Source organism: Paenibacillus sp. GM2FR (assembly GCF_002803325.1).
GTDB classification, from domain to species: domain Bacteria; phylum Bacillota; class Bacilli; order Paenibacillales; family Paenibacillaceae; genus Paenibacillus_AQ; species Paenibacillus_AQ lautus.
In genome coordinates this window covers 2,501,420-2,523,648 of record NZ_MKZM01000008.1, presented here as the reverse complement: position 1 = coordinate 2,523,648, position 22,229 = coordinate 2,501,420, and the positions used below count along the sequence as shown (strand labels likewise).

19 protein-coding genes and 3 riboswitches are annotated in these 22,229 nt (G+C 50.3%); of the genes, 10 read left to right on the top strand and 9 right to left on the bottom strand.

The window, feature by feature from the left end:
* Positions 1 to 152: 152 nt before the first annotated feature.
* The 3 genes from PAEVO_RS11320 (at position 153) to PAEVO_RS11310 (ending at position 4,344) form a co-directional block, all read left to right on the top strand.
* Positions 153 to 1,940 carry an ABC transporter ATP-binding protein gene (locus PAEVO_RS11320; RefSeq protein WP_100537632.1) on the top strand — a complete coding sequence of 596 codons (1,788 nt, stop codon included), beginning with the start codon at positions 153 to 155 and terminating at the stop codon, positions 1,938 to 1,940.
* On the top strand, positions 1,937 to 3,799 hold the full coding sequence (locus PAEVO_RS11315; protein ID WP_100537631.1) for an ABC transporter ATP-binding protein: 1,863 nt from the start codon (positions 1,937 to 1,939) through the stop codon (positions 3,797 to 3,799). The genes PAEVO_RS11320 and PAEVO_RS11315 overlap by 4 nt, the downstream gene beginning before the upstream one ends.
* A gap of 68 nt (positions 3,800 to 3,867) precedes the next feature.
* Complete coding sequence (locus tag PAEVO_RS11310; protein WP_100537630.1) at positions 3,868 to 4,344, top strand: GNAT family N-acetyltransferase; 477 nt, start codon at positions 3,868 to 3,870, stop codon at positions 4,342 to 4,344.
* Positions 4,345 to 4,385: 41 nt separating this feature from the next.
* Here PAEVO_RS11310 and PAEVO_RS11305 read toward each other — a convergent pair whose 3' ends face one another.
* On the bottom strand, positions 4,386 to 5,231 hold the full coding sequence (locus PAEVO_RS11305) for a chemotaxis protein (RefSeq protein WP_100537629.1): 846 nt from the start codon (positions 5,229 to 5,231) through the stop codon (positions 4,386 to 4,388).
* 239 nt (positions 5,232 to 5,470) lie between these two features.
* On the opposite strand from PAEVO_RS11305, the gene PAEVO_RS11300 reads away from it, so the two are divergent.
* Both PAEVO_RS11300 and PAEVO_RS11295 read left to right on the top strand, forming a co-directional pair.
* Complete coding sequence (locus PAEVO_RS11300) at positions 5,471 to 6,298, top strand: sensor histidine kinase (RefSeq protein WP_100537628.1); 828 nt, start codon at positions 5,471 to 5,473, stop codon at positions 6,296 to 6,298.
* On the top strand, positions 6,295 to 6,948 hold the full coding sequence (locus tag PAEVO_RS11295; protein WP_100537627.1) for a response regulator: 654 nt from the start codon (positions 6,295 to 6,297) through the stop codon (positions 6,946 to 6,948). The genes PAEVO_RS11300 and PAEVO_RS11295 overlap by 4 nt, the downstream gene beginning before the upstream one ends.
* 74 nt (positions 6,949 to 7,022) lie before the next feature.
* On the opposite strand, the gene PAEVO_RS11290 is transcribed toward PAEVO_RS11295, so the two are convergent.
* The 3 genes from PAEVO_RS11290 to PAEVO_RS11280 form a co-directional block, all read right to left on the bottom strand.
* Complete coding sequence (locus PAEVO_RS11290; protein WP_100537626.1) at positions 7,023 to 7,370, bottom strand: hypothetical protein; 348 nt, start codon at positions 7,368 to 7,370, stop codon at positions 7,023 to 7,025.
* A 256-nt stretch (positions 7,371 to 7,626) separates the two neighbouring features.
* Complete coding sequence (locus PAEVO_RS11285) at positions 7,627 to 9,333, bottom strand: ABC transporter ATP-binding protein (protein ID WP_100537625.1); 1,707 nt, start codon at positions 9,331 to 9,333, stop codon at positions 7,627 to 7,629.
* A 65-nt stretch (positions 9,334 to 9,398) separates the two neighbouring features.
* Positions 9,399 to 9,740 carry a hypothetical protein gene (locus PAEVO_RS11280; RefSeq protein WP_100537624.1) on the bottom strand — a complete coding sequence of 114 codons (342 nt, stop codon included), beginning with the start codon at positions 9,738 to 9,740 and terminating at the stop codon, positions 9,399 to 9,401.
* Positions 9,741 to 9,936: 196 nt separating this feature from the next.
* On the opposite strand from PAEVO_RS11280, the gene PAEVO_RS11275 reads away from it, so the two are divergent.
* Positions 9,937 to 10,437 carry a nucleoside deaminase gene (locus PAEVO_RS11275; protein ID WP_165789717.1) on the top strand — a complete coding sequence of 167 codons (501 nt, stop codon included), beginning with the start codon at positions 9,937 to 9,939 and terminating at the stop codon, positions 10,435 to 10,437.
* A 41-nt stretch (positions 10,438 to 10,478) separates the two neighbouring features.
* Here PAEVO_RS11275 and PAEVO_RS11270 read toward each other — a convergent pair whose 3' ends face one another.
* Positions 10,479 to 11,261 carry an arylamine N-acetyltransferase family protein gene (locus PAEVO_RS11270; RefSeq protein ID WP_100537623.1) on the bottom strand — a complete coding sequence of 261 codons (783 nt, stop codon included), beginning with the start codon at positions 11,259 to 11,261 and terminating at the stop codon, positions 10,479 to 10,481.
* Between the two features lie 120 nt (positions 11,262 to 11,381).
* Between PAEVO_RS11270 and PAEVO_RS11265 the strand changes: the two genes are divergently transcribed.
* The gene (locus tag PAEVO_RS11265) at positions 11,382 to 13,019 is read left to right on the top strand and encodes a YcdB/YcdC domain-containing protein (protein ID WP_100537622.1); all 1,638 of its coding nucleotides are present in this window, start codon (positions 11,382 to 11,384) and stop codon (positions 13,017 to 13,019) included.
* A 235-nt stretch (positions 13,020 to 13,254) separates the two neighbouring features.
* On the opposite strand, the gene gcvPB is transcribed toward PAEVO_RS11265, so the two are convergent.
* Genes gcvPB through gcvT form a run of 3 tightly spaced genes read right to left on the bottom strand, consistent with a single transcriptional unit; the run spans position 13,255 to position 17,167 of the window.
* Entirely contained in the window at positions 13,255 to 14,712 is a 1,458-nt protein-coding gene (gene gcvPB / locus PAEVO_RS11260; RefSeq protein WP_100537621.1) for an aminomethyl-transferring glycine dehydrogenase subunit GcvPB, read from the bottom strand.
* Positions 14,709 to 16,058, bottom strand: a complete 1,350-nt coding sequence (gene gcvPA, locus PAEVO_RS11255; protein ID WP_100537620.1) for an aminomethyl-transferring glycine dehydrogenase subunit GcvPA — start codon at positions 16,056 to 16,058, stop codon at positions 14,709 to 14,711. Before gcvPA ends, gcvPB begins: the two co-directional genes overlap by 4 nt.
* Complete coding sequence (gene gcvT, locus PAEVO_RS11250) at positions 16,055 to 17,167, bottom strand: glycine cleavage system aminomethyltransferase GcvT (RefSeq protein ID WP_100537619.1); 1,113 nt, start codon at positions 17,165 to 17,167, stop codon at positions 16,055 to 16,057. Before gcvT ends, gcvPA begins: the two co-directional genes overlap by 4 nt.
* A gap of 109 nt (positions 17,168 to 17,276) precedes the next feature.
* A riboswitch (glycine riboswitch) is annotated at positions 17,277 to 17,382 on the bottom strand.
* Positions 17,383 to 17,385: 3 nt separating this feature from the next.
* A riboswitch (glycine riboswitch) is annotated at positions 17,386 to 17,487 on the bottom strand.
* 187 nt (positions 17,488 to 17,674) lie between these two features.
* Positions 17,675 to 17,796: riboswitch (glycine riboswitch) on the top strand.
* Between the two features lie 177 nt (positions 17,797 to 17,973).
* On the opposite strand from gcvT, the gene gcvH reads away from it, so the two are divergent.
* Positions 17,974 to 18,363: a glycine cleavage system protein GcvH gene (gene gcvH, locus PAEVO_RS11245; RefSeq protein ID WP_100537618.1), complete on the top strand. Its 390-nt coding sequence runs from the start codon at positions 17,974 to 17,976 to the stop codon at positions 18,361 to 18,363.
* Between the two features lie 116 nt (positions 18,364 to 18,479).
* Here gcvH and PAEVO_RS11240 read toward each other — a convergent pair whose 3' ends face one another.
* A complete protein-coding gene (locus PAEVO_RS11240; protein ID WP_100537617.1) occupies positions 18,480 to 19,394 on the bottom strand; it encodes a DMT family transporter in 915 nt (304 codons plus the stop codon).
* Between the two features lie 98 nt (positions 19,395 to 19,492).
* Between PAEVO_RS11240 and PAEVO_RS11235 the strand changes: the two genes are divergently transcribed.
* The gene (locus PAEVO_RS11235) at positions 19,493 to 20,968 is read left to right on the top strand and encodes an aminotransferase-like domain-containing protein (protein WP_100537616.1); all 1,476 of its coding nucleotides are present in this window, start codon (positions 19,493 to 19,495) and stop codon (positions 20,966 to 20,968) included.
* Between the two features lie 69 nt (positions 20,969 to 21,037).
* Complete coding sequence (locus tag PAEVO_RS11230; RefSeq protein WP_100537615.1) at positions 21,038 to 22,222, top strand: NAD(P)/FAD-dependent oxidoreductase; 1,185 nt, start codon at positions 21,038 to 21,040, stop codon at positions 22,220 to 22,222.
* The last annotated feature ends 7 nt before the right edge of the window (positions 22,223 to 22,229 follow it).

The window sequence follows — 22,229 nt, the reverse complement described above, 5'->3', positions numbered from 1 at the left end:
TTCTTAATCAGAGTGATTTTGCGGCAGCAGATGGTTTCTGATCAATCGACTGTAAATTTTTTTGAAAACAGGAACCCATGTTCTTGTCATATCTTCCCAGGAAGCTTATTATTATCAAGAGGGTTAACCTGAAGCGGGGGGATTATTGACGAATGCAAAGCGATCACACGTTAAACAGCAAGCGAAGGACCACGGGGATTGGCATGTACCGGGAGATGTTAATCCGATACGTATTCCCGCATAAGAAATTGCTGGCAGCCCTGACGGTGCTGCTGTTATTTTCAATCGGTTTGCAACTGATTAATCCGCAGATCATCCGGTATTTTATCGATACGGCTCAAGGAGAGGGAAGTCTGACGTCCCTTTACTATGCGGCAGGTTTTTTTATCGTATTTTCATTGCTCCAACAAGGCGTTTCTATTGCGGCTGCTTACTATAGCGAGAATCTGGGCTGGACGACAACCAACAAGCTTCGCGCTGAATTGGCGGAGCACTGCCTGTCGCTGGATATGAGCTTTCACAAAACCCAAACGTCGGGTTCTTTAATCGAACGGGTCGATGGCGATGTGAATGCGCTTGCCAATTTCTTCTCCAGCTTTATTATCCATCTGTTCGGCAATCTGCTCCTTATGATCGGAATTCTGGCTCTCCTGTATCGGGAGAACTTCTGGATTGGATTTGCCATGACCGTGTTTGTTGTCGGCAGCATTTACGTCATTCAACATATCCGGCGGTTTGCAATACCGGTATGGAAGCGCTGGCGCGAGCTGAATGCGGATTTCTACGGATTCATCGGCGAGCACCTCGAAGGCACTGAAGATACGCGTGCCAACGGGGCGGCTGGATATGTCATGAATCGATTTTATGAGATGGCCAGGCGGATGCTGCCGGTTCGCGTTCGTGCGTTCATCGGATTTTTTCTGATGTGGAGCACCACGATATTGGTGTTTGCGCTTGGCAATGCTGCCGCTTTTATCGTGTGCGCCATACTATGGAAGAACGGACAAGGCGGTTTGACAATCGGCTCCATATATTTAGTGTTTTATTATACCGAGCTGCTAGCCAAACCGATCGAGAAGATCCGCACCCAATTGGAGGACCTGCAAAAGGCAGATGCCAGCTTGATGCGAGTCCGGGAATTGCTTGCAACCGAGCCCCAGATTAAAGACGGACCCGGAGCTCCGCTTCCGGCAGGCCCGCTATCGGTGGAATTCCGCAACCTAAACTTCACCTATGAAGAGGGCGGGCAGGCTACGCTCGAAAATCTTCAGCTGCGGCTCGAGCCGGGCCAGACTCTGGGGCTGCTCGGGCGCACAGGCAGCGGCAAAACGACGATCGCCCGCCTGCTGCTGCGTTTCTATGATCCTCAGGAGGGAAGCATCGAGCTGGCAGGAACGGATATCCGGGTCTGCAAGCTTCATGAACTGAGGCGCAAGGTCGCGATGGTTACGCAGAATATTGAGATTTTGGAGGGGACTGTTCGTGATAACCTGACCTTGTTTGATGAAGGCATCGAGGATAGCCGAATTATATCCGTGCTAGAGGAGCTTGGGCTTGGGGACTGGTATGCTTCGCTTCCCGAAGGGCTCGATACGAGCCTGGCCTCGGGCGGTGGGAGCCTGTCGGCCGGTGAGGCCCAGCTGTTGGCGTTTGCCCGCGTCTTTCTGACGGATCCGGGTCTCGTCATCCTTGATGAAGCATCGTCCCGCCTTGATCCGTTAACGGAATACCGGATTGAAGCAGCCATTACGCGTCTGCTGCAGGAGAAGACATGTATTATCATTGCCCACCGCTTGGCCACGGTTCAGCGTGCCGACCGGATTCTTATTCTGGAAAATGGCAGAATGCTCGAAAGCGGTCGCCGGGAAGAGCTTGCCTCAAACCCGCAATCACGGTTTAGCCGCATGCTTGCCGTTGGAATGGAGGAGGTGCTGGCATGAAAGCAAGACATTTCTTCTGGAGGCTGATTCTGTACCGGCCGGGTCTGTATCTTATCAACCTGCTGGCATGGTCCCTTATTCATATGGCACCGCTGGTTCCCGGATTGTTAACCAAAGCTTTCTTCGACCATTTGGAAGGTACATATGCTTTTCCCTACGGCGTTTGGGCAATTGCCGTGCTGCTCATTGGCGCTGCATTAGCCCGAATTGCACTGATCTTCGGCGGTTTCATGACAGACGTGCATTTTCGCTTCCGGATCAGCACCTTGCTTCGCCGAAATATGCTGTCCCATGTCATGAAAGAGCCTGGAGCACGGGCAATACCTTGCTCGCCCGGAGAAGCCATCAGCAATTTCCGGGATGACGTCGATCAGGCCGAAGAAGCGACAAGCTGGTCCGTAGATACGTTAGGACTTATCGGTTTCGTCATTGTTGCCAGCTGGATTCTCATATCCATCGATCTGCAGCTTACGATCCTCGTGTTCGTTCCTTTGATCCTCGTGGTCACCGCAGCCCAGATTGCGACCGCACGCATCCAGAAATACAGGGCGGCAAGCCGGGAATCGACGGCCAAGGTAACCGGGGCGATCAGCGAGATGTTTGCCAATGTGCAAGCCATTCAAGTCGCAGGGGCTGAGAAACGCGTAGTGGAACGGTTTGTAAGCCTTAGTGAGAAACGGCGCCAATCCATGGTGAAGGATAAGCTGTTAACGGAGACCTTATCTTCCGTGTTCACCAACTCCGTCAATCTCGGCACAGGATTGATCCTTGTGCTTGCGAGTCTTAAGATGCGAAGTGGCGATTTTACGGTCGGGGACTTGTCGCTCTTTGTATATTATTTAACTTTTGTCACGCAGCTTATATCGAACGTTGGCAACTTCATGACTTACTACAAGCAGATGGGCGTCAGCTTTCAGCGCATCCAATCCATGCTGCAAGGGGCACCGGCTTCGCTGCTTACGGCAGCCAATTATATCGGTATCGGTAAGTTTAAGAACAAACGGAATAAAGAGAAGGAAGCTCATCCTAATTGCTGGGCACAGAGAGATTCGTTGACCAATGGAAGACACAATCCTTCCGCTGTTTCCGTTGCCGAAGACGGCATGGAAACGGCTATTATCGAGGCACCGCCCCTCTCGCTGCTTGAAGCGCAAGGGCTGTCGTATCAATATCCCGAGACCGGACGCGGCATCTCGAATATTAATCTGACCCTGAAGCGTGGTACCTTTACTGTCGTTACAGGGATGATCGGCAGCGGTAAAACGACGCTGGTTCGCACCCTGCTGGGCTTACTGCCAGCTGAAAAGGGCGAGATCCGGTGGAACGGTGAGAGGATAACAGAACCCGCTGATTTCTTTATACCTCCACAGAGTGCGTATACTGCGCAGATCCCCAGGCTGTACAGCGATAAACTGCGTAACAACATCCTGTTAGGTATAATCGAGGAGCCGGGCAGTCTGGACCGCGCACTACATGCGGCTGTAATGGAAGAAGATATCAAGCATCTGCAGCAGGGCCTGGAGACGATGGTAGGACCACGAGGAGTCAAGCTGTCCGGCGGTCAAGCTCAGCGGACAGCGGCCGCAAGGATGCTGGTACGGGACGCGGAGCTGTATGTATTTGACGATTTATCCAGCGCATTGGATGTTGAGACCGAGCGTAAGTTATGGGAGCGGCTGTTCAGCGAGCGCGGCGGGGCGACTTGCCTTGTCGTATCACATCGAAAAGCAGCACTTCACCATGCGGACCATATCATCGTGTTGAATGGCGGAGAGATTGAGGCTGAAGGCACGGCAGAACAGCTGCTGGCTTCAAGCGAAAGCTTCCGGCAGCTGTGGTATGGCGAAGAAACAGGTTAATAAGCAAGATTGCAATCGATAGAGTAAAAGATGTATCCATTTCACCAATGACAGAGGAGATATCCCCCATGCAAAAAGCGGAACAAATTCAGCTGGAATTCCGTTCGGCAGAACACCTGCCTATCTTGAATGAATTCGAGCTTCCGGATGATCAAGTCCAATTTACCGCTCATCCGAAAGAAGCATTAAACCTAGTGGAAGGTCAGTTTCCCATCGTTATTTTAGCTGATGATCATCCTGTCGGCTTCTTTATCCTGCACGCCACGGAGCGCGTCAAGGAGTATACTAGCAATTCTCATGCCATGCTGCTTACTGCCTTATCCATTGACCATCGTCAGCAGCGTAAGGGGTATGCCAGAAGAGGGATGCTTGCGCTGCCATCGTTCATTCGAAGTCAGTTTCCTTCCTGCGATGAAGTGGTGTTGGTCGTGAACCATAAGAATGTTCCGGCTCAGCAGCTGTATGAACGGGTTGGTTTCGAAGATACGGGCAGAAGAAGGATGGGGCCTATCGGAGAACAATGGGTTATGAATATAACCATCTGAAATAAAATGCCGCAAAGACGCCTGGTCTTTGCGGCATTGCTTTATTTAACTTGGTTGACGCTCCGCCAGGTCGCTTCCAAACTTGAAGCGATATACTCCAGAATCGGTTTGCTGTAGAAATAACCGCTGTGTGACAGGGGATTCCAGCAGGTTAACCAGTTTCCCACGTTAACGGATATATCGTTACGTACGGTGCGGTCATACGCTTCATTTATACTCTTAATGGGATAGGCCAGTATATCGTCTTTATCATAGAAATTGACCCATTCCCCCAGCAGCTGATCATGATAGTGCTTCAGCTGCCCGGAAGGGACGTCAATGGGCTTGTCAAAATCACGATACCGCATGCTCCATAGCGGCAAGGTGGTTCCCAGCGTATAGAATAATGTCAGGAGCTCTCCTCGCTCCAACGGAGCTTCCGGGTCAACGACCAGGTGATGCCCGCGGGAGGAGAATTGCAGATCATAGAAGAAATTGCTGGCGATTACAGATCCCAGGCTATGAGAGATTACGCATAATGGAGCCTGGGGACCGGCAGAGAGGGCAAGTCGGTGCAGCGCTTCACTGATTGTCCGATGAATGGCTTCGTAGTTCTGATCCTCGGATTCCACGGGTTGGTAAGCAACGGCATCCGCCAGATTGTGGATCACGTACTGCCGAAGGTGCTGATAACGTAAACGGTAAGGTTTAATGCTGCTGCTGATTAACTCAGACTCGCGTGCTGCGAATACATCGGCCCAATGAACAGCCTCCATGGCCAGTTGCTCATGCGGAATACCTGAGGTTCGGGAGAAGGTTTCTCTCAACTTTTTCATAAATTTATCCGCATAGTCTTTCTTTTGTGTTCCCAATCCGTGTACAATGATCACTGCAATTTTTTGCTTCATCTAACTGCAGCTCCCTTCATCGGAAATGGAATGAATGGATATCTTTTACTCTTTATACGCGATTTGTACTCGAATTGTAAATAGGTTATTACAGTACGGGTGAAACCGGTAAGGTCCGTAGCACTTTAGAGTCATTCCGTCCAGGGCCGAATTTGATTACAATGAAGGGATAACCAGTGGTAACATGATAGATAAAGAGGCAGGTACATTCATGTTTAGATTGAATTAGGAGGCAGGGTATGTCCTATAAACAAATAAAATGGTTGATTCTGATCATTCCCACATTGACGATTGGCATTTGGGAGTATGTCAGGCATGAGTTCCTGCTGCCTTATATATCGATGGATCTTGGCAATCTGCTGGCACCTGTTATCGTGTTCTTGGTTTCCATTCTGTTTCTTACTCAGTTGTTCTCATTGATTGAACGGAACCAGGAGGAACTGAACCAATCCAGGGCATTGCAAGCAGCCATGCATGAAAGGGAGAAGATTGGCCGGGAGCTCCATGACGGAATCGCCCAATCCTTATTCTTGCTGAACGCACAGATTGACCGAATTGAGAAATCGGGGCTAACCGGCGAAATTCCATACCAGGAAATTAAGGAAAGTGTTCACCGAACCAATGCCTACGTAAGAGAAGCCATCGCTAATCTCCGATATCCGGCAGATCCGCAAGCCATTCCGTGGATGCATAGCATGAACAGCTTAATTGAGGAAATCAAGCAGGAGACGAATCTGCATTTCGACGTTCAGTGGGGAATCCCGGATGACATGCTGTCCGCCAAAGAAAAGGTGGAGCTGCTGGCTTCGATCAGGGAAGCCTTATTGAATATCCATAAGCATGCCGAAGCAAAGCACGTGAAGATAACCGCGACAGCGGCGGATTCGAGCTGGCACTGTTCTGTCAGCGATGATGGCAAAGGTTTTGAGTTGGACAAGCCGCTCGGCAGCAACCGGTATGGAATCAAAATCATGAAGGATCGGGCCGAGGCCATGGGCTGGAAGTTCATGGTGGAAAGACATAACCACAAGACGATAATCAGCATTCGGAAGGAGAGAACCGCATGAACGAGCAGCCTTTTCGTGTGTTAATCATCGATGACAGCGATCTTGCGAGAGAAGGCATTCGCACCATTCTAAGCAGCGACCCGACCTTTGAGGTCGTGGCCGAAGGACAAAGCGGCGAGGAAGCGCTGGAGCTGACCGAGTTATGGATGCCTGATATTATCCTCATGGATATTCAGATGCCTGGGATGGACGGATTGGAAGCGACCAAGCGAGTGAAGGACAAATTTCCTTACGTTAAAATTGTCATGGTTACGGTGTCCGACGACATCGCACATTTGTTTGATGCACTGAAACGTGGAGCCCAAGGCTATTTGCTGAAGAATCTGAATCCCGAATCATGGCACGAATACCTTAAAGCCATTGCCGTGGACGAAGCACCGATGAGCAGGGAACTAGCTTTCCGTATATTGAAGGAGTTTTCGCAGTACGATAAGCCGGACCCAAGCAATAGTCCACTTACGGCCCGGGAAAAAGAAATTTTGGGACTTGTAGCCGAGGGATTGTCCAACCGCGATATTTCGGTAGCCTTGTGCATATCCGAGAATACGGTCAAGAACCATCTGAAGAACATTTTGCAAAAACTGCATTTGGAAAATCGGGTACAGCTGACCCGTTATGCCTACGAACAAGGATGGATGGGGAAAAAATAACGGTCACGCTCTTTCGCTAAGATAAAAGCAAAGAATGATTGTAAGCTAGAAAGGCGTCGAAGGAGGGCGTGCGTTTATTTCTGTTTAACAAGGAATATGCCCAGCCCAATGATACCGATGCCGGCCCAATTTTTCCAGGTTGGAACTTCCTTCAGGAACAAATAAGCCACCCCTAACGAGATTAGGATTTCGAGGCACTTGGAGAAGATCAACGTATAGCCTAACTGGTCGGTGGCTTTAAATCCATAACGGATCCCGTATCCGATGCACATGTTGGCCATAAGGAACAGAGGAAGCATGAATAACTGAAACTGCAGCGTAGGCCAGAACAGGTGCTGGATAAACTTGGTTTGGTACGAGAAGACAAGGTTGATGATCGACAGTCCGCCGAAGAGTAGACCGACACTATAAATATAAAACATAAAGCGCCTCCTGTAACGATGTCTTTGCAGTACGCCATTAATGTTTCCATACAGCAACTTTTTTATCCAAGGACAATGAGGCCAAAGTTCTCTTGCGTGATATCATGACAGCTTGTCATAAGGATTAGATTCTTAAGCCGTCTCGAAAAAAAAGGATGACTCCCTACTGAGGGGAGTCATCCTTTTAAATATAATGTTACGGCATTTCATCACTTTCAGTTTAATATCCATGTTTAACTACAGATCATTGGCTTCATTAGTGAACTTGGTGAAGCCTGCTGTACACACCGCCGGAATGAATCAATTCCTGGTGCGTCCCCTGTTCGGCAATGCCCTCGGAATTGACGACGATAATCCGGTCCGCGCTCTGAATGGTGGTGAGTCGGTGAGCGATCACCAGCGTTGTTCTGCCGACGGACAGCTCAGCCAGAGACTTCTGGATTTGCGCTTCCGTTTCCGTGTCGAGTGCCGACGTGGCCTCGTCCAGGATCAGAATCGGCGGGTTCTTAAGGAACATTCTTGCAATGGACAAGCGCTGCTTCTGACCGCCTGACAGCTTAACCCCGCGTTCGCCAATCACCGTTTCCATACCGTCCGGCAGACTTCGGATCAGTTCATCCAGCGAAGCACGCCGTGCGGCTTCCCAGATTTGCTGGTCCGTTGCCTGTAAGTCGCCATAAGCGATATTGTCGCGGATCGTACCGGAGAACAGGAACACATCCTGCTGCACGATGCCAATATGCTTGCGGAGGTTTTGCAATTTGATATTCCGGATATCGATTCCATCCACCGTGATCGTGCCCTGATCCACATCATAAAAGCGGGGGAGAAGGCTGCAGATGGTTGTCTTACCCGCACCGGATGGTCCGACAAACGCAACCGTTTCTCCGGCATGGATCGTGAGATGTATGTTATTCAGTATCGTCCGGGAGGGTTCGTAACCGAAGGTAACGCCTTCAAAGCGGATATCTCCCCGCACGGAGGAAAGGGATACGGCATCAGGCACATCGGCGATCTCCGGATCGGTATCCATAATCTCCAGGTAGCGTTTAAAGCCGGCAATTCCTTTTGGATAGCTCTCAATGACTGCATTGATCTTCTCGATCGGACGGAAGAAGATGTTGGAGAGCAGCAGGAAGGCCATGAATTCACCCATTTCAATTTTGCCCTGGATGAAGAACCACGCGCCGCAGATCATGACGAATACCGTGATCAAACGCATCAGCATGTAGCTGATGGACGTGCTTTTTGCCATTGTTTTATAAGCCAGCAGTTTGGTTGCCCGGAATTGCTTGTTCTCTTCCTGAAACAGTTTATTCTCATGCTCTTCGTTCGCAAACGATTGAACCACGCGGATACCACCGACATTGTCTTCGATGCGGGCGTTGAAATTCCCTACATTACGGAACAGTTGCCGATAGGTCGTGGTCATTCTGCCGCCGAATTTAATGATCAGCCATGCCATCAGCGGCACGATGATAAAGGTCAGCAGCGCAAGCTCCAGGTTGATGTAAGCCATTAAGGAGAAGGAACCGAGCAGCGTCATAACGGCGATGAATACGTCTTCCGGTCCGTGGTGGGCTACTTCTCCCACGTCATTAAGATCATTCGTGATGCGTCCCATGAGATGTCCGGTTTTGTTGTTATCAAAGAAACGGAAGGAGAGCTTCTGAATGTGGGAGAACATTTTTTCCCGCATATCCGTCTCGATATTAATCCCGAGCATATGCCCCCAATAAGTGACGATGTATTGCAGCGCGGTATTCAGCGCATAGATCGAGAGAAGGACGATGCAGGCAATCAGGATCAGCGGCCAATCCTGGCTTGGCAGCAGGTCGTCAATAAATTTGCTGACGGCAAGCGGGAAAGCAAGCTCCAGCAGTCCGGCAATAACGGCGCACGTAAAATCCAAAATAAACAGTCCCTTGTAGGGCCGATAGTACGAAAAAAACTTTCTGATCAAGAATTATCACGCTCCAAGTTCTACCTCTGTCATGGTAATTGGTTTGAATGGTTGGCGGACAGCCATTATTGGCTGTCTTGCGATGGGTTCGTATCATACAGCTCAAACGCCTGAATATACTCCTGAATGATCTGGTCTACTGCTTTCAGCTCTCCGCTGACCACTTCTCGGATGGCTTCAAAGTCCGGGTCATTGACTTGCTTCTTCAAGGTTTCCCGTTTCACAACTAAATGGTCCAGAAAAGAAAGCGCGCGCCCCCGGCGGAATGTCTGCGCCATCTTGCCGCCTTCCCTGCCGCCATGCCCTTCCTCACGCCGTCTTCCGTGCCGCCCGCCGTGCCGGTGGTTATCCCGGTCGCGAGGCTCCGACCGTATTTGACTCGCTGTATCCTGATCCTCTTGGCGCATATAACATCAACCTCCTTTACGTATACGTTTGTATACTATTTAAAGTGATTGTATACATTTGTATACAATTCGTCAACCCGTTTTTCTCCATTAGATTGGAAAAATTGAGGAGAGCGAAGGAAGATATGCTATGATGATAGTTAGCAGTCCCAGGAGATTGACATGGATGAATACGAACACCGGGATCAGGATGAACATGGGAAGGGAGCTGTACATAGTGAGCGAACATAATCATGAGTACTGGATGCGTCAAGCGATTGCGGAGGCCCATCGAAACGTTCAACATGTGGAGGGTGGTCCTTTTGGAGCGATTGTGGTGAAGGATGGTCAAGTGATCGGCAGGGGCCGGAATCTGGTTACTGCGCTGAACGATCCGACGGCTCATGCCGAAGTGCAAGCCATAAGGGAAGCATGTTTGCACCTGGAGGATTTTCAATTAAAAGGCTGTACGATTTATACCAGCTGCGAGCCTTGTCCGATGTGTCTAGGGGCCATTTACTGGTCCAGGCCCGATGCCGTTTATTATGCAAGCACGAAGCAGGATGCGGCTGAGATCGGATTCGACGATCATTTCATATACGATGAAATCGCGATGCCGATGGACCAGCGCTCCATCCCTATGAAGCAGATTCAAACAGCGGATTATTTGCTGCCATTCCAAGCGTGGAGCTCCTCCGAGCGCAAAATCGAATATTAAACATAAAACCGGGCTCCCTTCAAGAGAAGCCCGGTTTATTCTTATTTATGGATAGGGATGCCGAAATAGGTATAGAGCGCTTCAGCATATTCTTGCGCATTACCCGGTTTGAAGGTGTGGACGCCGCCGGCTTTATAAATTCTGAATTCGTCATCATCCACGGTGTTTCTGCCTTCTGCCGTGCGTATGGATACCCGAGCTGTTTTATTAAAAGGCGAATCGGGGGCATACTCGCACCAGAATGAGGTGGTGATGAAATCTCTCGGTAAGTTAGGCTCTTCCGTAAAGGAGAAGACGGGATCCCACGCTTCTTTTTTCCACTCTTCGAGCATCCAGCCATACGCTTCGGTTTGGACGAGCCGGTAGGTTTCGTTTCCCTGGGTTTGCTCAAGGCCATCAACCAATTCCAAAGGGTGACGCGGTCCGGCTCCTCCGACACCAACATCGGCAATATATCGCTGATCTTCGATATCCACCTGCAGAATATGATGCCGGCGCTTAGCAGGCGTATCGGTTTCATCCCGCCAGAAGCGTCCGAAGTAATGAGTGACCTTAAATCCCAGTTCCTGCAGCAGCCAGCCAAACAACGCATTAAGCTCGAAGCAGTAGCCGCCGCGGTGCCGAGTTACGATTTTATCGTAAAGATCGGGGATATCCAGGGAAAGCGGAATTTGATGAAGGATATCGAGATTTTCATAGGGTACGGTATGCACATGCTGTTCCTGCAATCTGGCGAGCATATAAGCGCTGTTTACAATCGGGCCCGTGTATCCAATACGCTCAAGATATTGGTTTACGTCAAGGCCTTGTATCGGGTTACTCATTCGATCACCGCATCTTTCGTCTTTTGTCAGCTTGGTAGAAGTAAGCCGTATATAATTATATACTTTATATCATATATTTAGGCGTTCTAATAGAGAACAAGAAGGAGGCGAGGACAGACTATGCCAATGGATATTACGGCGCTTCAGGCAGCTGCAAGAGCGATCATCTTCATACCTGAGCGTTATGAACTTGTTATGGAGGATAACACCCCCAAAGGGTACGATGAAAAAGCGAGAACGTTTATATGGGAGGACCCTGAACACGAGGATAATCGAATAGAGGTCTCATTAAGTCTTGGATCCGGACAGCTGATGAGGCTTCAGATCGAGCGAGAGCGGGATCATGTGTTAGAGGAAATATATCCGATTGAGCAGGCAATTGAAGCAGCAAAAAGGTTCATGATCCAGCATCATCCGGATAACGAAGTGCTGACTTATATCCATTCAAAGACCAAAAGAAATGATTATGATATTGAGTTTAGAGCCGAGGTCGGCGGATTACCGTTACCGAACTCCGGTTGCGATATTCGGCTAGACCTTAATTTAAATATCGTTCATTACAAGGCAGAATTATTTTTGGGAGAAGAGCTTCCGGTTTGGCCGGCCAAGATTATCAGCGCCGAGGCTGCCAAGCAAAGGATTGTTCAAGATCTGCATATTCAGCCAATCATAACCACATTGTATCCTTCCGTGTATGACATGGAAGGGGATGAAGATCAGCATTGTCTGGTCTATGAACCGATTCAAGGCCGTCGTAAGATCGATGCAATTACAGGTGAACCTTTGCATAGTCTGCAGCATGATTTGCTGCCGCCGAGTGTTCCAATCATCCAAGCGGAACATGGAGAATTGAATAGGGAGAATCTCCATGCCATCAACCCTATTCTTCCACCAAGCCATGGACTAGCGGATGCAAGCTCAGATGAAGATTCAAGTTTGATTCAATTCTGGGAAGCGCAGCTAGGCATTGATACGGAGCGATATGTGCTTGATAAGCCTAGGGGAGACGATCAAAACCTGATTTTATTATACTTCGCTACAAGCGATATTAATGAGGATGAAGAGGATCGTTCTGCGACCGATCCGTTATCGGTAGATGTATATTTTGAAAGACGTTGGGGAACCGCACTTCGTAATCTTCAAGCAGCGTTTATGATACATATTGATAAATCGACAGGTTCCCTGGAAGCGTACCATCAAAAACAGGACAGCCGGAATGAAGAAGTCAGATTCACACGCGAGCAATGCTGGGAAAGAGCAGAGCTTTTCTTGCGAAGATTTTTTCCTTCGTACGCAAAGTACCTGCAATTGGAAGTGAAATGGGATGGGGAAGACGGAGGAACGGACAGTGATCAAGGGGGAGATGAGGGTGAAGCTGAACCGCATGATCGGGAGTTCTTCCACATGCCGCTATATATTGATCAATACCGCGTACGGCTGGAGCGGGTAAATATCAGTGTAAGCACGATTACGGGTGAAGTGCTTCTCTACCGCGGTGTGTCTATGAAGAAAATCCGTGAATTGGAGGCGTGTAAGTTTGAGGCTGGAGTTTCTCCGGAATCAGCGCTTGCCCGTTACGTGGCACAGCTCGATGTATCGCTTAATTGGTTTGATTATTATGATGACAACACAGTTCACTACCAGTTAATCTATGATCCCGTATGTAAGAGGAGAGTTGAAGCGGAAGGAAACCATACGGAGTATGTATTAGAATTCATTGATGCCATGAGTGGAGAGCTAATATGGTCCAAAACCTGAGCCAACGAGTGATGCAGAATCGTATAGTATCAGGGAATGACAGTAGGTTTATTGGGCTCTGAAGAATTGCCCACCAATTTCTTACCAAGGAGTTAGAGTGGCAAGTTGGCTGCAGCTGTATAGGCATTTAACAGGTGTATTAATCCCTATGTTGTCCAGCACATAAAAGGGTGTCCCTTACTGCCGATCCTACGGCGAGGGGACACCCTTTCTTAGTGGATATATCAACTCAACATTAACCGCAGGTGCAGTTCAGAACCGGTTTGCGTGCCGCCGTCGTTTCGTCGAGCCGCTTCACGACCGTGGTATAAGGGGCGCCTATGACAACCTCCGGCGTAGTTTCGGCTTCTTTGGCGATCTGGATCATCGTGTCGATGAAACCGTCCAGCGTTTCTCTGCTCTCCGTCTCGGTCGGCTCAATCATGATGCATTCCTCCACGTTGAGCGGGAAATAAATGGTTGGCGGATGATAGCCGAAATCAAGCAGCCGCTTGGCAACATCCAGGGTTCGCACGCCGTACTCCTTCAGCTTTCTGCCGGACAGCACGAATTCGTGCTTGCACAGCCCCGGGTAGGCCACTTCGTAGTATGGGGCCAGACGATGCATCATGTAGTTGGCATTTAGTACGGCGAGCTCCGAGACGCGGCGAAGTCCTTCCGGTCCATAGGTTCGAATATACGTGTAGGCGCGGACCAGGATGCCAAAGTTGCCATAGAACGCCTTTACGCGCCCGATTGACTGTGGACGGTCGTAATCCCAATAGAAGGTGCCGTCCTCGCGTTTGGACACGATCGGTTTGGGCAGGAACGGGATCAACAGGCTTTTCACGCCGACAGGGCCTGCACCGGGACCGCCGCCGCCATGCGGCGTACTCATCGTTTTGTGCAGGTTGAGATGGACCACGTCAAAGCCCATGTCGCCTGGGCGGGTAATGCCCATGATGGCGTTGGAATTGGCTCCGTCATAGTAAAGCAGGCCGCCGGCTTCGTGTACGATTTCCGCAATTTCCAAGATCTGCTCTTCGAACAGTCCCAGCGTGCTAGGGTTCGTGAGCATTAAAGCCGCCGTATCGTCACCAACGACAGCACGAAGGGCATCCAGATCCACCATGCCGCGTTCATTGGACTTAATCGTAATCGTGTCGTAACCGGCCACCGTTGCGCTGGCGGGGTTAGTACCGTGCGAGGAGTCGGGAACAATCACCTTGGTTCGCTTCTCGCCACGGCTTTCATGGTAAGCACGGATCAGCATCAGCCCTGTCCATTCCCCATGCGCTCCCGCAGCGGGCTGAAGCGTTACTTGATCCATGCCGGTCAGTGCAGCGAGATCATTCTGCAGGGTATAGAGCAGCTCCAGAGCGCCTTGTATGCTTTCTTCAGGCTGGTACGGATGAATCTTGGCAAAGCCGGCAAAACGGGCAACATCCTCGTTGATCTTCGGGTTGTATTTCATCGTGCATGAGCCGAGCGGATAGAAGCCGTTATCGATACCGAAGTTCCGTCTCGACAGCTCGGTATAGTGACGAATCACATCCACTTCATATACCTCAGGCAGTTCCGCCGGTTTGCTGCGAAGCAGGCTTTCCGGAATCAATGAAGCGGCATCGGTCTCCGGAACGTCGCATTCGGGAAGGGAATAGGCGACACGGCCGGGCTTGCTGAGTTCAAATATCAAGGCTTTTTCCGGTTTCATACGATCGCCTCCAATTCACCAATAAATTGGTCGATTTCTTCCTTGGTCCGCCGTTCGGTTACGGCGATCAGCATGCATCCTTGAAGCTCTGGATAAGCTGTACCAAGATCATAACCGCCGATATAACCTGCACCCAGCAGCTTCGAGTTGACCTCCTTCACGTTCGTTCCTTCAGGCAGCTTTACCACAAATTCATTGAAGAACGGCGAACTGAACGGGAGGGAGAAATTGCCTTTGGCGATCCGGTCGGCAGCGTAATGGGATTTGCGCACATTCAGAAGCGCGGCTTCCTGCATGCCGGCTTTGCCCAGCGTGGACATATATACGGACGCGCACAAGGCGAGCAGGGCCTGGTTAGAGCAAATGTTGGACGTTGCTTTTTCGCGGCGAATATGTTGTTCGCGCGCCTGCAGCGTCAGTACAAATCCGCGTTTGCCGTCCTGATCGACGGTTTGGCCCACGATACGACCGGGAATGCGGCGCATCAGCGGCTCGGATACCGCGAAGAATCCGCAGGTCGGTCCACCGAGAGAAGCTGGAATGCCAAGAGGCTGGGCATCGCCTACAACGATGTCGGCTCCGAGCACGCCAGGGGATTCCAGTAAACCGAGGGACAGCGGGTTAACGCTCAGCACAAGCAGTGCTTTTTTCTCATGAACCAGCGGCTCGATTGATTTCACGTCTTCGATGCAGCCGAAGAAATTTGGTGATTGCAGCAGAACGGCGGCGGTATCATCCGTTATGGCTGCAGCGAGTGCATCCTGGTCGGTAACGCCATTGACGATGCCGACTTCCACGACGTCCAGATCGAGTCCGCGGGCCGAAGTCAGAACGATTTCACGGGCTTCGGGATGGACAGCACGCGAAATGACGATTTTCTTCCGTTTGGTTGCGCCGCTGGCGAGCGCCGCAGCCTCGGCAAGTGCCGTGGAACCGTCATACATGCTGGCATTGGCAACTTTCATGCCGGTCAATTCACAGATATAGGATTGAAATTCAAAAATCGCTTGCAGCTCGCCTTGGCTGATCTCCGGTTGGTATGGCGTATACGCGGTGTAGAATTCAGAGCGGGAGATCACATGATTGAGCACGACAGGAATGTGGTGGTCGTACAAACCAGCCCCCAGAAAGCTTGTATAACGGTCGAAATCGGCATTGCGGTCTGACAGGCGGCGCATATGCTTGAGAAGCTCAGGCTCACCCAGCCGTTTTGACATGGGGAGGACGCCGTTGTAACGGACCGCTTTGGGGATATCGGCAAACAGATCTTCGATCGTTTCCGCGCCGACCGCAGCAAGCATATCGGCTTGATCCTGATCCGTCATAGGCAAGTAACGATGCTTCATGTTAAGGCAGCTCCTCTTTTGTAGAATGGTGTCTTTACCACTTTGGCTTGTAACTTCTTACCGCGGATCTCGACCCATACCTCGGTATCGAGGCCCGTATATGGGGTTTCGATGAGGGCCAATCCGAGATTTCGCTTGAGTGAAGGGGATTGGGTACCGCTGGTCACTTCACCGATGAGTTCTCCTTCATCGTTGTATACAGGATAGTGGGAGCGCGGAATTCCGCGATCGATGAGTTCAATGCCAACCAGCTTACGCTGCACACCGTCTTGCTTCTGCTGTTGAAGCGCTTCCCGACCGATGAAATCACCGCTGTCCAGCTTCACGAAGAAACCGAGACTGGCTTCAAGCGGAGAGATCGTGTTTGAGAGCTCTTGGCCGTACAAGGGCAATTTCGCCTCGAAACGGAGTGTATCGCGGGCGCCGAGTCCGGTTGGAACAAGACCATGTGGTTCTCCGGCTGCTAAAAGATCTCTCCAAATGACGGGAGCATCCCCAGCGGAACAATAGATTTCAAAGCCGTCTTCTCCGGTATAACCAGTACGGGAGAGTAGGGCGGTACAGCTGCATACCTGTGCGTTCTGGATAAAATGGAAGGAAGGGAGTTCGCCTAGCGCCTCGGTCGTTACCTGTGACATGATGTTCGCGGCGGCAGGTCCCTGAAGTGCAATCAAAGCTGTTTCTTCGGACACATTCCAGATGGTGACATCACCTGCAAGATGGTCTTGAAGCCACTGAAAGTCTTTGTCGATGTTGGATGCGTTCACAACAAGCATGAATCGATCTGCCGACAGTTTATACACAAGCAGGTCATCTACCGTACCGCCGTTGTCGTAACACATTAACGTGTATTGGGCCTGGCCAATTGATATGCGGGTTACGTCATTCGTGGTCATCTTCTGGATAAAAGCTTCAGCGTCTTGTCCGGTGACGATAAATTCACCCATATGGGAGACGTCGAACAGGCCGGCGTGCTTGCGTACGGCTTCATGCTCTTGAACAATGCCGGAAAATTGCACGGGCAGTTCCCAGCCGCCGAAGTCGATGCAGCGGGCAGAAGGAAAATCGGAATAAAGCGGGTAAAGCGGTGTACGTTGTAATGAACTCATCTCTTCACCTCTTCTAATTGGCATGATCAATTGGGGAAACACCAAAAAAGGACAGACAGAAGGATAACAAGCCGTGCTAAAAAAGCCCGCCCGTTGCGTAGTCCTTCTGCTCTGTCCTTTGTACCTGAGAGTTACCCCACATGTCATGTAAGTATAATGTCAAGCGTGTGTGAGTTTCCCCGTGGGTGATTCTACATTCAGAATTCTCTCCAGAGGTGCGTCCGGTAAAGGTCCTTTTGCCTGAGAGATTCACCGTGTTACGGCTTACTCCTTCGGCGCTACCTGTCAATCCTGTCGGTAATCTCTCCCGCTACCATCATCCGCGTGAAAATTATTGAGTTGTCATCATCTTCCTACGTTCTTGTGATTATTATAAACGTGTCTCTCCATAAAGTGTCAACCTTTATTTCACCAAATTATTTTCATTCTTAAAATTTTTGTAAGATATCTTGACATCATCTCGTCCCTGTTTTATTCTGTGGGAGAATAAGCCAACCGAATATGCGGATGACGATGGATGGGAGAGACCGCCCCACGAGGGTTGAAACCTTGGCGGCACCGAAGGAGCAAACCGTTATGCCTGCCGGGCTGACGAGTAATCTCTCAGGTACACGAACCGCCATCTGACGCAGCTCTGGAGAGTGCGCAAGCCACCCAAGGGGAAAGATCGAACCGGTGCAAGAAACGGTCGATCATAAACTCTCAGGTACCGAGGACAGAGAAAAGGCGAATGCCTTTTTTCGCGTCCTTTTTTTCATTTATTCACCCTAATTTCATTTCTTTTAAGAAAAGAGGAGTATCCGTAAATGAGCGAAATCAGAGAGAATTTGGTGTACAGCGACGATCATGAATGGGCATTGAAGGTAGATGGAAATGTGGTGCGCGTGGGTATTTCCGATCATGCGCAATGCCAGCTGGGCGATATCGTATTCGTTGAACTCCCCGAGACGGGCGCTGTCGTTTCAGCAGGTGACAGCATCGGTACCATTGAGTCGGTCAAAACCGTATCGGAACTGTATTCCCCTGTAGCAGGAACCATTACGAAAGTGAATGCTTCCCTGGAAGATCAGCCGGAGCTTGTGAACGGAGAGCCGTACGAAGGCGGATGGATCATTGAGGTAGAGGTGGAAGGCGATTTGGAGGAAGCACTCGGACAACTGCTGACGGCGGAAGCTTATCGGGCTAAAGTGGATTAAGTATGGAATCATAACATTGAATCATGAAACATAACGGCTGCTACGCGTGATGAGGTTTACGAGTAGCAGCCGTTTTTATTTTTGGCGTTAATTCTAGGAACCTTGCAGGTTCGATATCAAGTGCTCGAAGCCACACGGCGTGCGATCCGGCGTGCTCGAAGCTCAGGCAGATTCACGACCAGAATTCCGCCGATGATGAGCATGCTGCCAACGATGGAATAGAGAGAAATCGTTTCGCCGTACAGAAATGCGCCCAGCCCCAGCGCGATGATGGGAGAAACAAAGAGCCAGGTGGACGGAAAAAAAGCATTGGTTGCTTTTAGCAGCCAGGCATACAGACTATGGCCCAGCATCGAGCCAACCATCGTCAAATACAAGACGGATCCGATGGCTGGTAACGTTTGAATACCATTCCATTGTACATGTTCACTGAATAGGGATAACAGCAATAGGGCTGCGCCGCCATACATCATCTGCACCGCATTGATCGTAATCGGTGAGATATCCGGCATGTCAAAGGATAACTTCCGGGTAGCCAGGGAGCCCACACTATAGCCGATTTCACCTATAAGAATGGCGATACAGCTCAGAATCCAGATGAGATCGCTCCCCATCGCCATCTCGGGCATGATAAGCAAACATACCCCCGCAAAACCGACCGCGCACCCCCAATAATCACTGCGCCGGGCATTCTTCCGCATCACGACCGATTGGATCATCAGAATCATCATGGGGCCTGTTGCCGATAGAATGGCAGCGATCCCCGAGGATACGTGCTGCTCAGCCCAATACAGTGTTGCAAACGTCAAGAATGTGCTGGTCATCCCGATTAGAAGGAATTCCTTTCGCAGGAGAAGACTTGGTTTCGCCTTCCGCTGTAATATCATCCATAGGAAGATGAAGGCGCCCGCCAGAAGAAATCGAAGTCCCGCTGAGAGAAACGGCGGCAGTCCTGCTTCAACGCCAATCTTGATGGCGAGAAACGTCGTGCTGAAAATGGCGCACATTAGCAAGTAGTTAAAAATAATCATGTAGCATCCTCCTTTTTCTATACTATAATAGGTAGTTAATAGAACAGATTGGTGATAGGTAGAACAGATATGCTTTATTGGGATCGGGGGAAGAACAGATGGAAATATCAATGCTGGACGACAAACATCAAGGGAAGCGAACATTACAGCAGTCGGTCTATGACACCATTCTGGAAGGAATTGCTCGGGAAGAGTGGAAGGAGAAGGGCAAAATCCCGTCCGTGAGGGCGATGGCCGAACGTTTGAACGTTCATCGATTAACGGTGCTGAAGGCTTATCAGCAGCTGTTAGAGGACGGGATCGTGGAAGTTAAATATAAATCGGGATATTTCGTAGCGGCGAAGGCCCCTGTCACATTGCCGGAACGCTGTTCATCCAGCCCGCCATGGGCATATCAAGCCAAATCGATATACGTCAATCGCAGCCGCTTGTCCGAAATACACAGGCATCAAGTCGATTACCAGATGTCGGAAGCGCTGATTGATCCTACACTGCTGCCGAATGCATTCTTGTCCAATCACGTGAAACAAGTGTTTGACATGTATCCGAAGGTATTAAGCACGTATTCTTCCGTGTCCGGAGATTTGGAGCTGCGCGAGGAAATGGCTCGGTATTTTATGGACAAACAAGGCATTACGGTCCATCCGGATGAGCTGCTCATTACGACGGGATCCCAGCAAGCGATCGACCTAATCTCGCGTTCGCTCGTCAAAAGCGGAGATTGCGTATTGATCGAACGACCGACGTATAGTCCGGCGATCGATGTTTTTGTGCAGCAAAATGTCAAGCTGCTTCCAATTGAGATAACGCCGGAAGGGTATGACCTTGAACGAATTGAAGGTCTTATGCAAACGGAGAAACCGAAGCTGTTCTACATGAACCCAACGTTTCAGAATCCGACGGGATACACGGTTCCGATCGCACAGCGCAAAGCACTGGTTGAACTGGCGGAACGATATCAGTGCATTCTGGTGGAGGATGAGGTATATCACGACATTTATTTTGGAGATCCGCCGCCGCTGCCCTTTTTTTATTACGATACCGAAGGCTATGTCATTCACATTCGAAGCTTCAGCAAATATGTGGCCCCCGGCTTGCGGATATCGGTGCTGGCTGCCCGTCCGGAACTGATGAATGTCATCCTTCCGATCAAGGCGCTGTCGGACAACGGGACGCCGCTGTTGACGCAAAAGATTTTCCAGCACTATTTCTTCTCAAGCAGACTTCAGGAGCATGTGGCCAAGCTTCGGATTGCGCTGGAGCTTCGTAAAGCGAGGATGGAGAAGCTGCTTGAGCCTACAGAATGGCGATGGAACAGCCCCGGCGGCGGCTTGAATTTGTGGATACAGCTGCCGGAAAACGTCAACGTGGATGCGTTGTTGCGGCAATGCCTGGCGGAGTCGGTAGCTTTTGTACCGGGGCGTATATGCGACCCGCTGGATCAGATGGATTCGTGGATCAGGTTGAGTTATTCGTATATCAGCGAGATTCAGCTGGAAGAAGGGATACGTCGTCTCATCGAGATATCGGAACGGGTGAAGCAAGAATCCTATTCTAAAAATGGTCTGATTTAATGTCACAAAAACAGCCCTCTTCTCGTGTTATATGCAAAATCGCATAAAACAAAAGGAGATGGTTGTCTCATGAAGGATCTTACATGTGTTGTTGTTGGTGGAGGCTTTGCGGGTATACACACCCTAAAAGCGATTCAAAAAGCTTGTCACAAAGGACTTAACGGAAGGAAGCTGCGCCTGATCCTTATCGATAAAGGTTCCGCCCATGTGCGGAAAGTGCTTTTGTTCCGTCCTGCAGTGAGCGAAGAGGGAATTACTGTTCCATGGGAACAAGTCATGCCGGAAGGTACCCGGTTCATACAGGGCAGGGTAACTGGCATTGATAAGCAGAGCATGCAGTTGAGCTGCGAAGATGACAAAGGGCTGGAGCATAAGATTCATTATGATGTCCTTGTTATGGCCGTTGGAAGCATCGTGCGTCAGGCAGCACCGGACCTAGGCGGGATATCGCTGACAGGTGTTGAAGCGGCGGAACGTATCCGGGAACGGTGGCACTCAAACCTTAGGCTGGCGGCAGAGGAAACGGATCCGCAAGAGAAACAGCGGCTGATGAGTGCAGCCGTAGCAGGTGCAGGCATAACGGGAATCGAAACGTCCGCCGAGCTGGTCCACGCCATGCGGACAGAGGCGGTTAAGCTTGGTTTAGATCCGGAACAAATCCGTGTGCATCTATTCAATTCTCAGGAGCGATTGTTCCTGGAAGGACCTGCGAAGGTGGGACATCGGCTTGAATCATATTTAATCGATCTTGGCGTAACTATTCACCATGGGAGAAAAGTGCTCAAAGAGGAACAGGGACTGGTTCATGTTAATGTTGGATCTCCCATCCCTGTTGGTTTCATGGTGTGGGCGCTCGGCCTGGCTCCGAACCCCGCCCTGCTCAGACTTGGACTGCCGGTTACGGCAGACGGTCAAATCGTTGTAGATGAAAGCTATCGTGTCAAGGATGCGCCGGGAGTATACAGCATCGGCGATTGCGCGCATGTGGTTGATCCCGCAAGCGGTGCTGCCGACCGAATGACATGCAAGGAAGCGATACCCCAAGCGGCGCGACTTGGCGGCATTGTGCATGCGGATTTAATCGGTGCCCCCGCCGCCAAGCACAGGAGTGTAACGGAAGGTTATACGGTAGGGCTGGGGCCGGGACATGGGTTAGTCTGGTCGCGTACCTGGGGATTGGATATCATGATCACTGGAAAGCTGGCTTACAAGGTAAAATCGTTCATGTGGAATTATTCCAGCATGGTTCGATAGATGAGGA

Excerpts from the sequence above, each read along its gene's own strand:
- PAEVO_RS11320 (WP_100537632.1), top strand. The coding sequence starts at position 153 with ATGCAAAGCGATCACACGTTAAACAGCAAGCGAAGGACCACGGGGATT.
- PAEVO_RS11315 (WP_100537631.1), top strand. The coding sequence starts at position 1,937 with ATGAAAGCAAGACATTTCTTCTGGAGGCTGATTCTGTACCGGCCGGGT.
- PAEVO_RS11310 (WP_100537630.1), top strand. The coding sequence starts at position 3,868 with ATGCAAAAAGCGGAACAAATTCAGCTGGAATTCCGTTCGGCAGAACAC.
- PAEVO_RS11305 (WP_100537629.1), bottom strand. The coding sequence starts at position 5,231 with ATGAAGCAAAAAATTGCAGTGATCATTGTACACGGATTGGGAACACAA.
- PAEVO_RS11300 (WP_100537628.1), top strand. The coding sequence starts at position 5,471 with ATGTCCTATAAACAAATAAAATGGTTGATTCTGATCATTCCCACATTG.
- PAEVO_RS11295 (WP_100537627.1), top strand. The coding sequence starts at position 6,295 with ATGAACGAGCAGCCTTTTCGTGTGTTAATCATCGATGACAGCGATCTT.
- PAEVO_RS11290 (WP_100537626.1), bottom strand. The coding sequence starts at position 7,370 with ATGTTTTATATTTATAGTGTCGGTCTACTCTTCGGCGGACTGTCGATC.
- PAEVO_RS11280 (WP_100537624.1), bottom strand. The coding sequence starts at position 9,740 with ATGCGCCAAGAGGATCAGGATACAGCGAGTCAAATACGGTCGGAGCCT.
- PAEVO_RS11275 (WP_165789717.1), top strand. The coding sequence starts at position 9,937 with ATGGGAAGGGAGCTGTACATAGTGAGCGAACATAATCATGAGTACTGG.
- PAEVO_RS11270 (WP_100537623.1), bottom strand. The coding sequence starts at position 11,261 with ATGAGTAACCCGATACAAGGCCTTGACGTAAACCAATATCTTGAGCGT.
- PAEVO_RS11265 (WP_100537622.1), top strand. The coding sequence starts at position 11,382 with ATGCCAATGGATATTACGGCGCTTCAGGCAGCTGCAAGAGCGATCATC.
- gcvPB (WP_100537621.1), bottom strand. The coding sequence starts at position 14,712 with ATGAAACCGGAAAAAGCCTTGATATTTGAACTCAGCAAGCCCGGCCGT.
- gcvPA (WP_100537620.1), bottom strand. The coding sequence starts at position 16,058 with ATGAAGCATCGTTACTTGCCTATGACGGATCAGGATCAAGCCGATATG.
- gcvT (WP_100537619.1), bottom strand. The coding sequence starts at position 17,167 with ATGAGTTCATTACAACGTACACCGCTTTACCCGCTTTATTCCGATTTT.
- gcvH (WP_100537618.1), top strand. The coding sequence starts at position 17,974 with ATGAGCGAAATCAGAGAGAATTTGGTGTACAGCGACGATCATGAATGG.
- PAEVO_RS11240 (WP_100537617.1), bottom strand. The coding sequence starts at position 19,394 with ATGATTATTTTTAACTACTTGCTAATGTGCGCCATTTTCAGCACGACG.
- PAEVO_RS11235 (WP_100537616.1), top strand. The coding sequence starts at position 19,493 with ATGGAAATATCAATGCTGGACGACAAACATCAAGGGAAGCGAACATTA.
- PAEVO_RS11230 (WP_100537615.1), top strand. The coding sequence starts at position 21,038 with ATGAAGGATCTTACATGTGTTGTTGTTGGTGGAGGCTTTGCGGGTATA.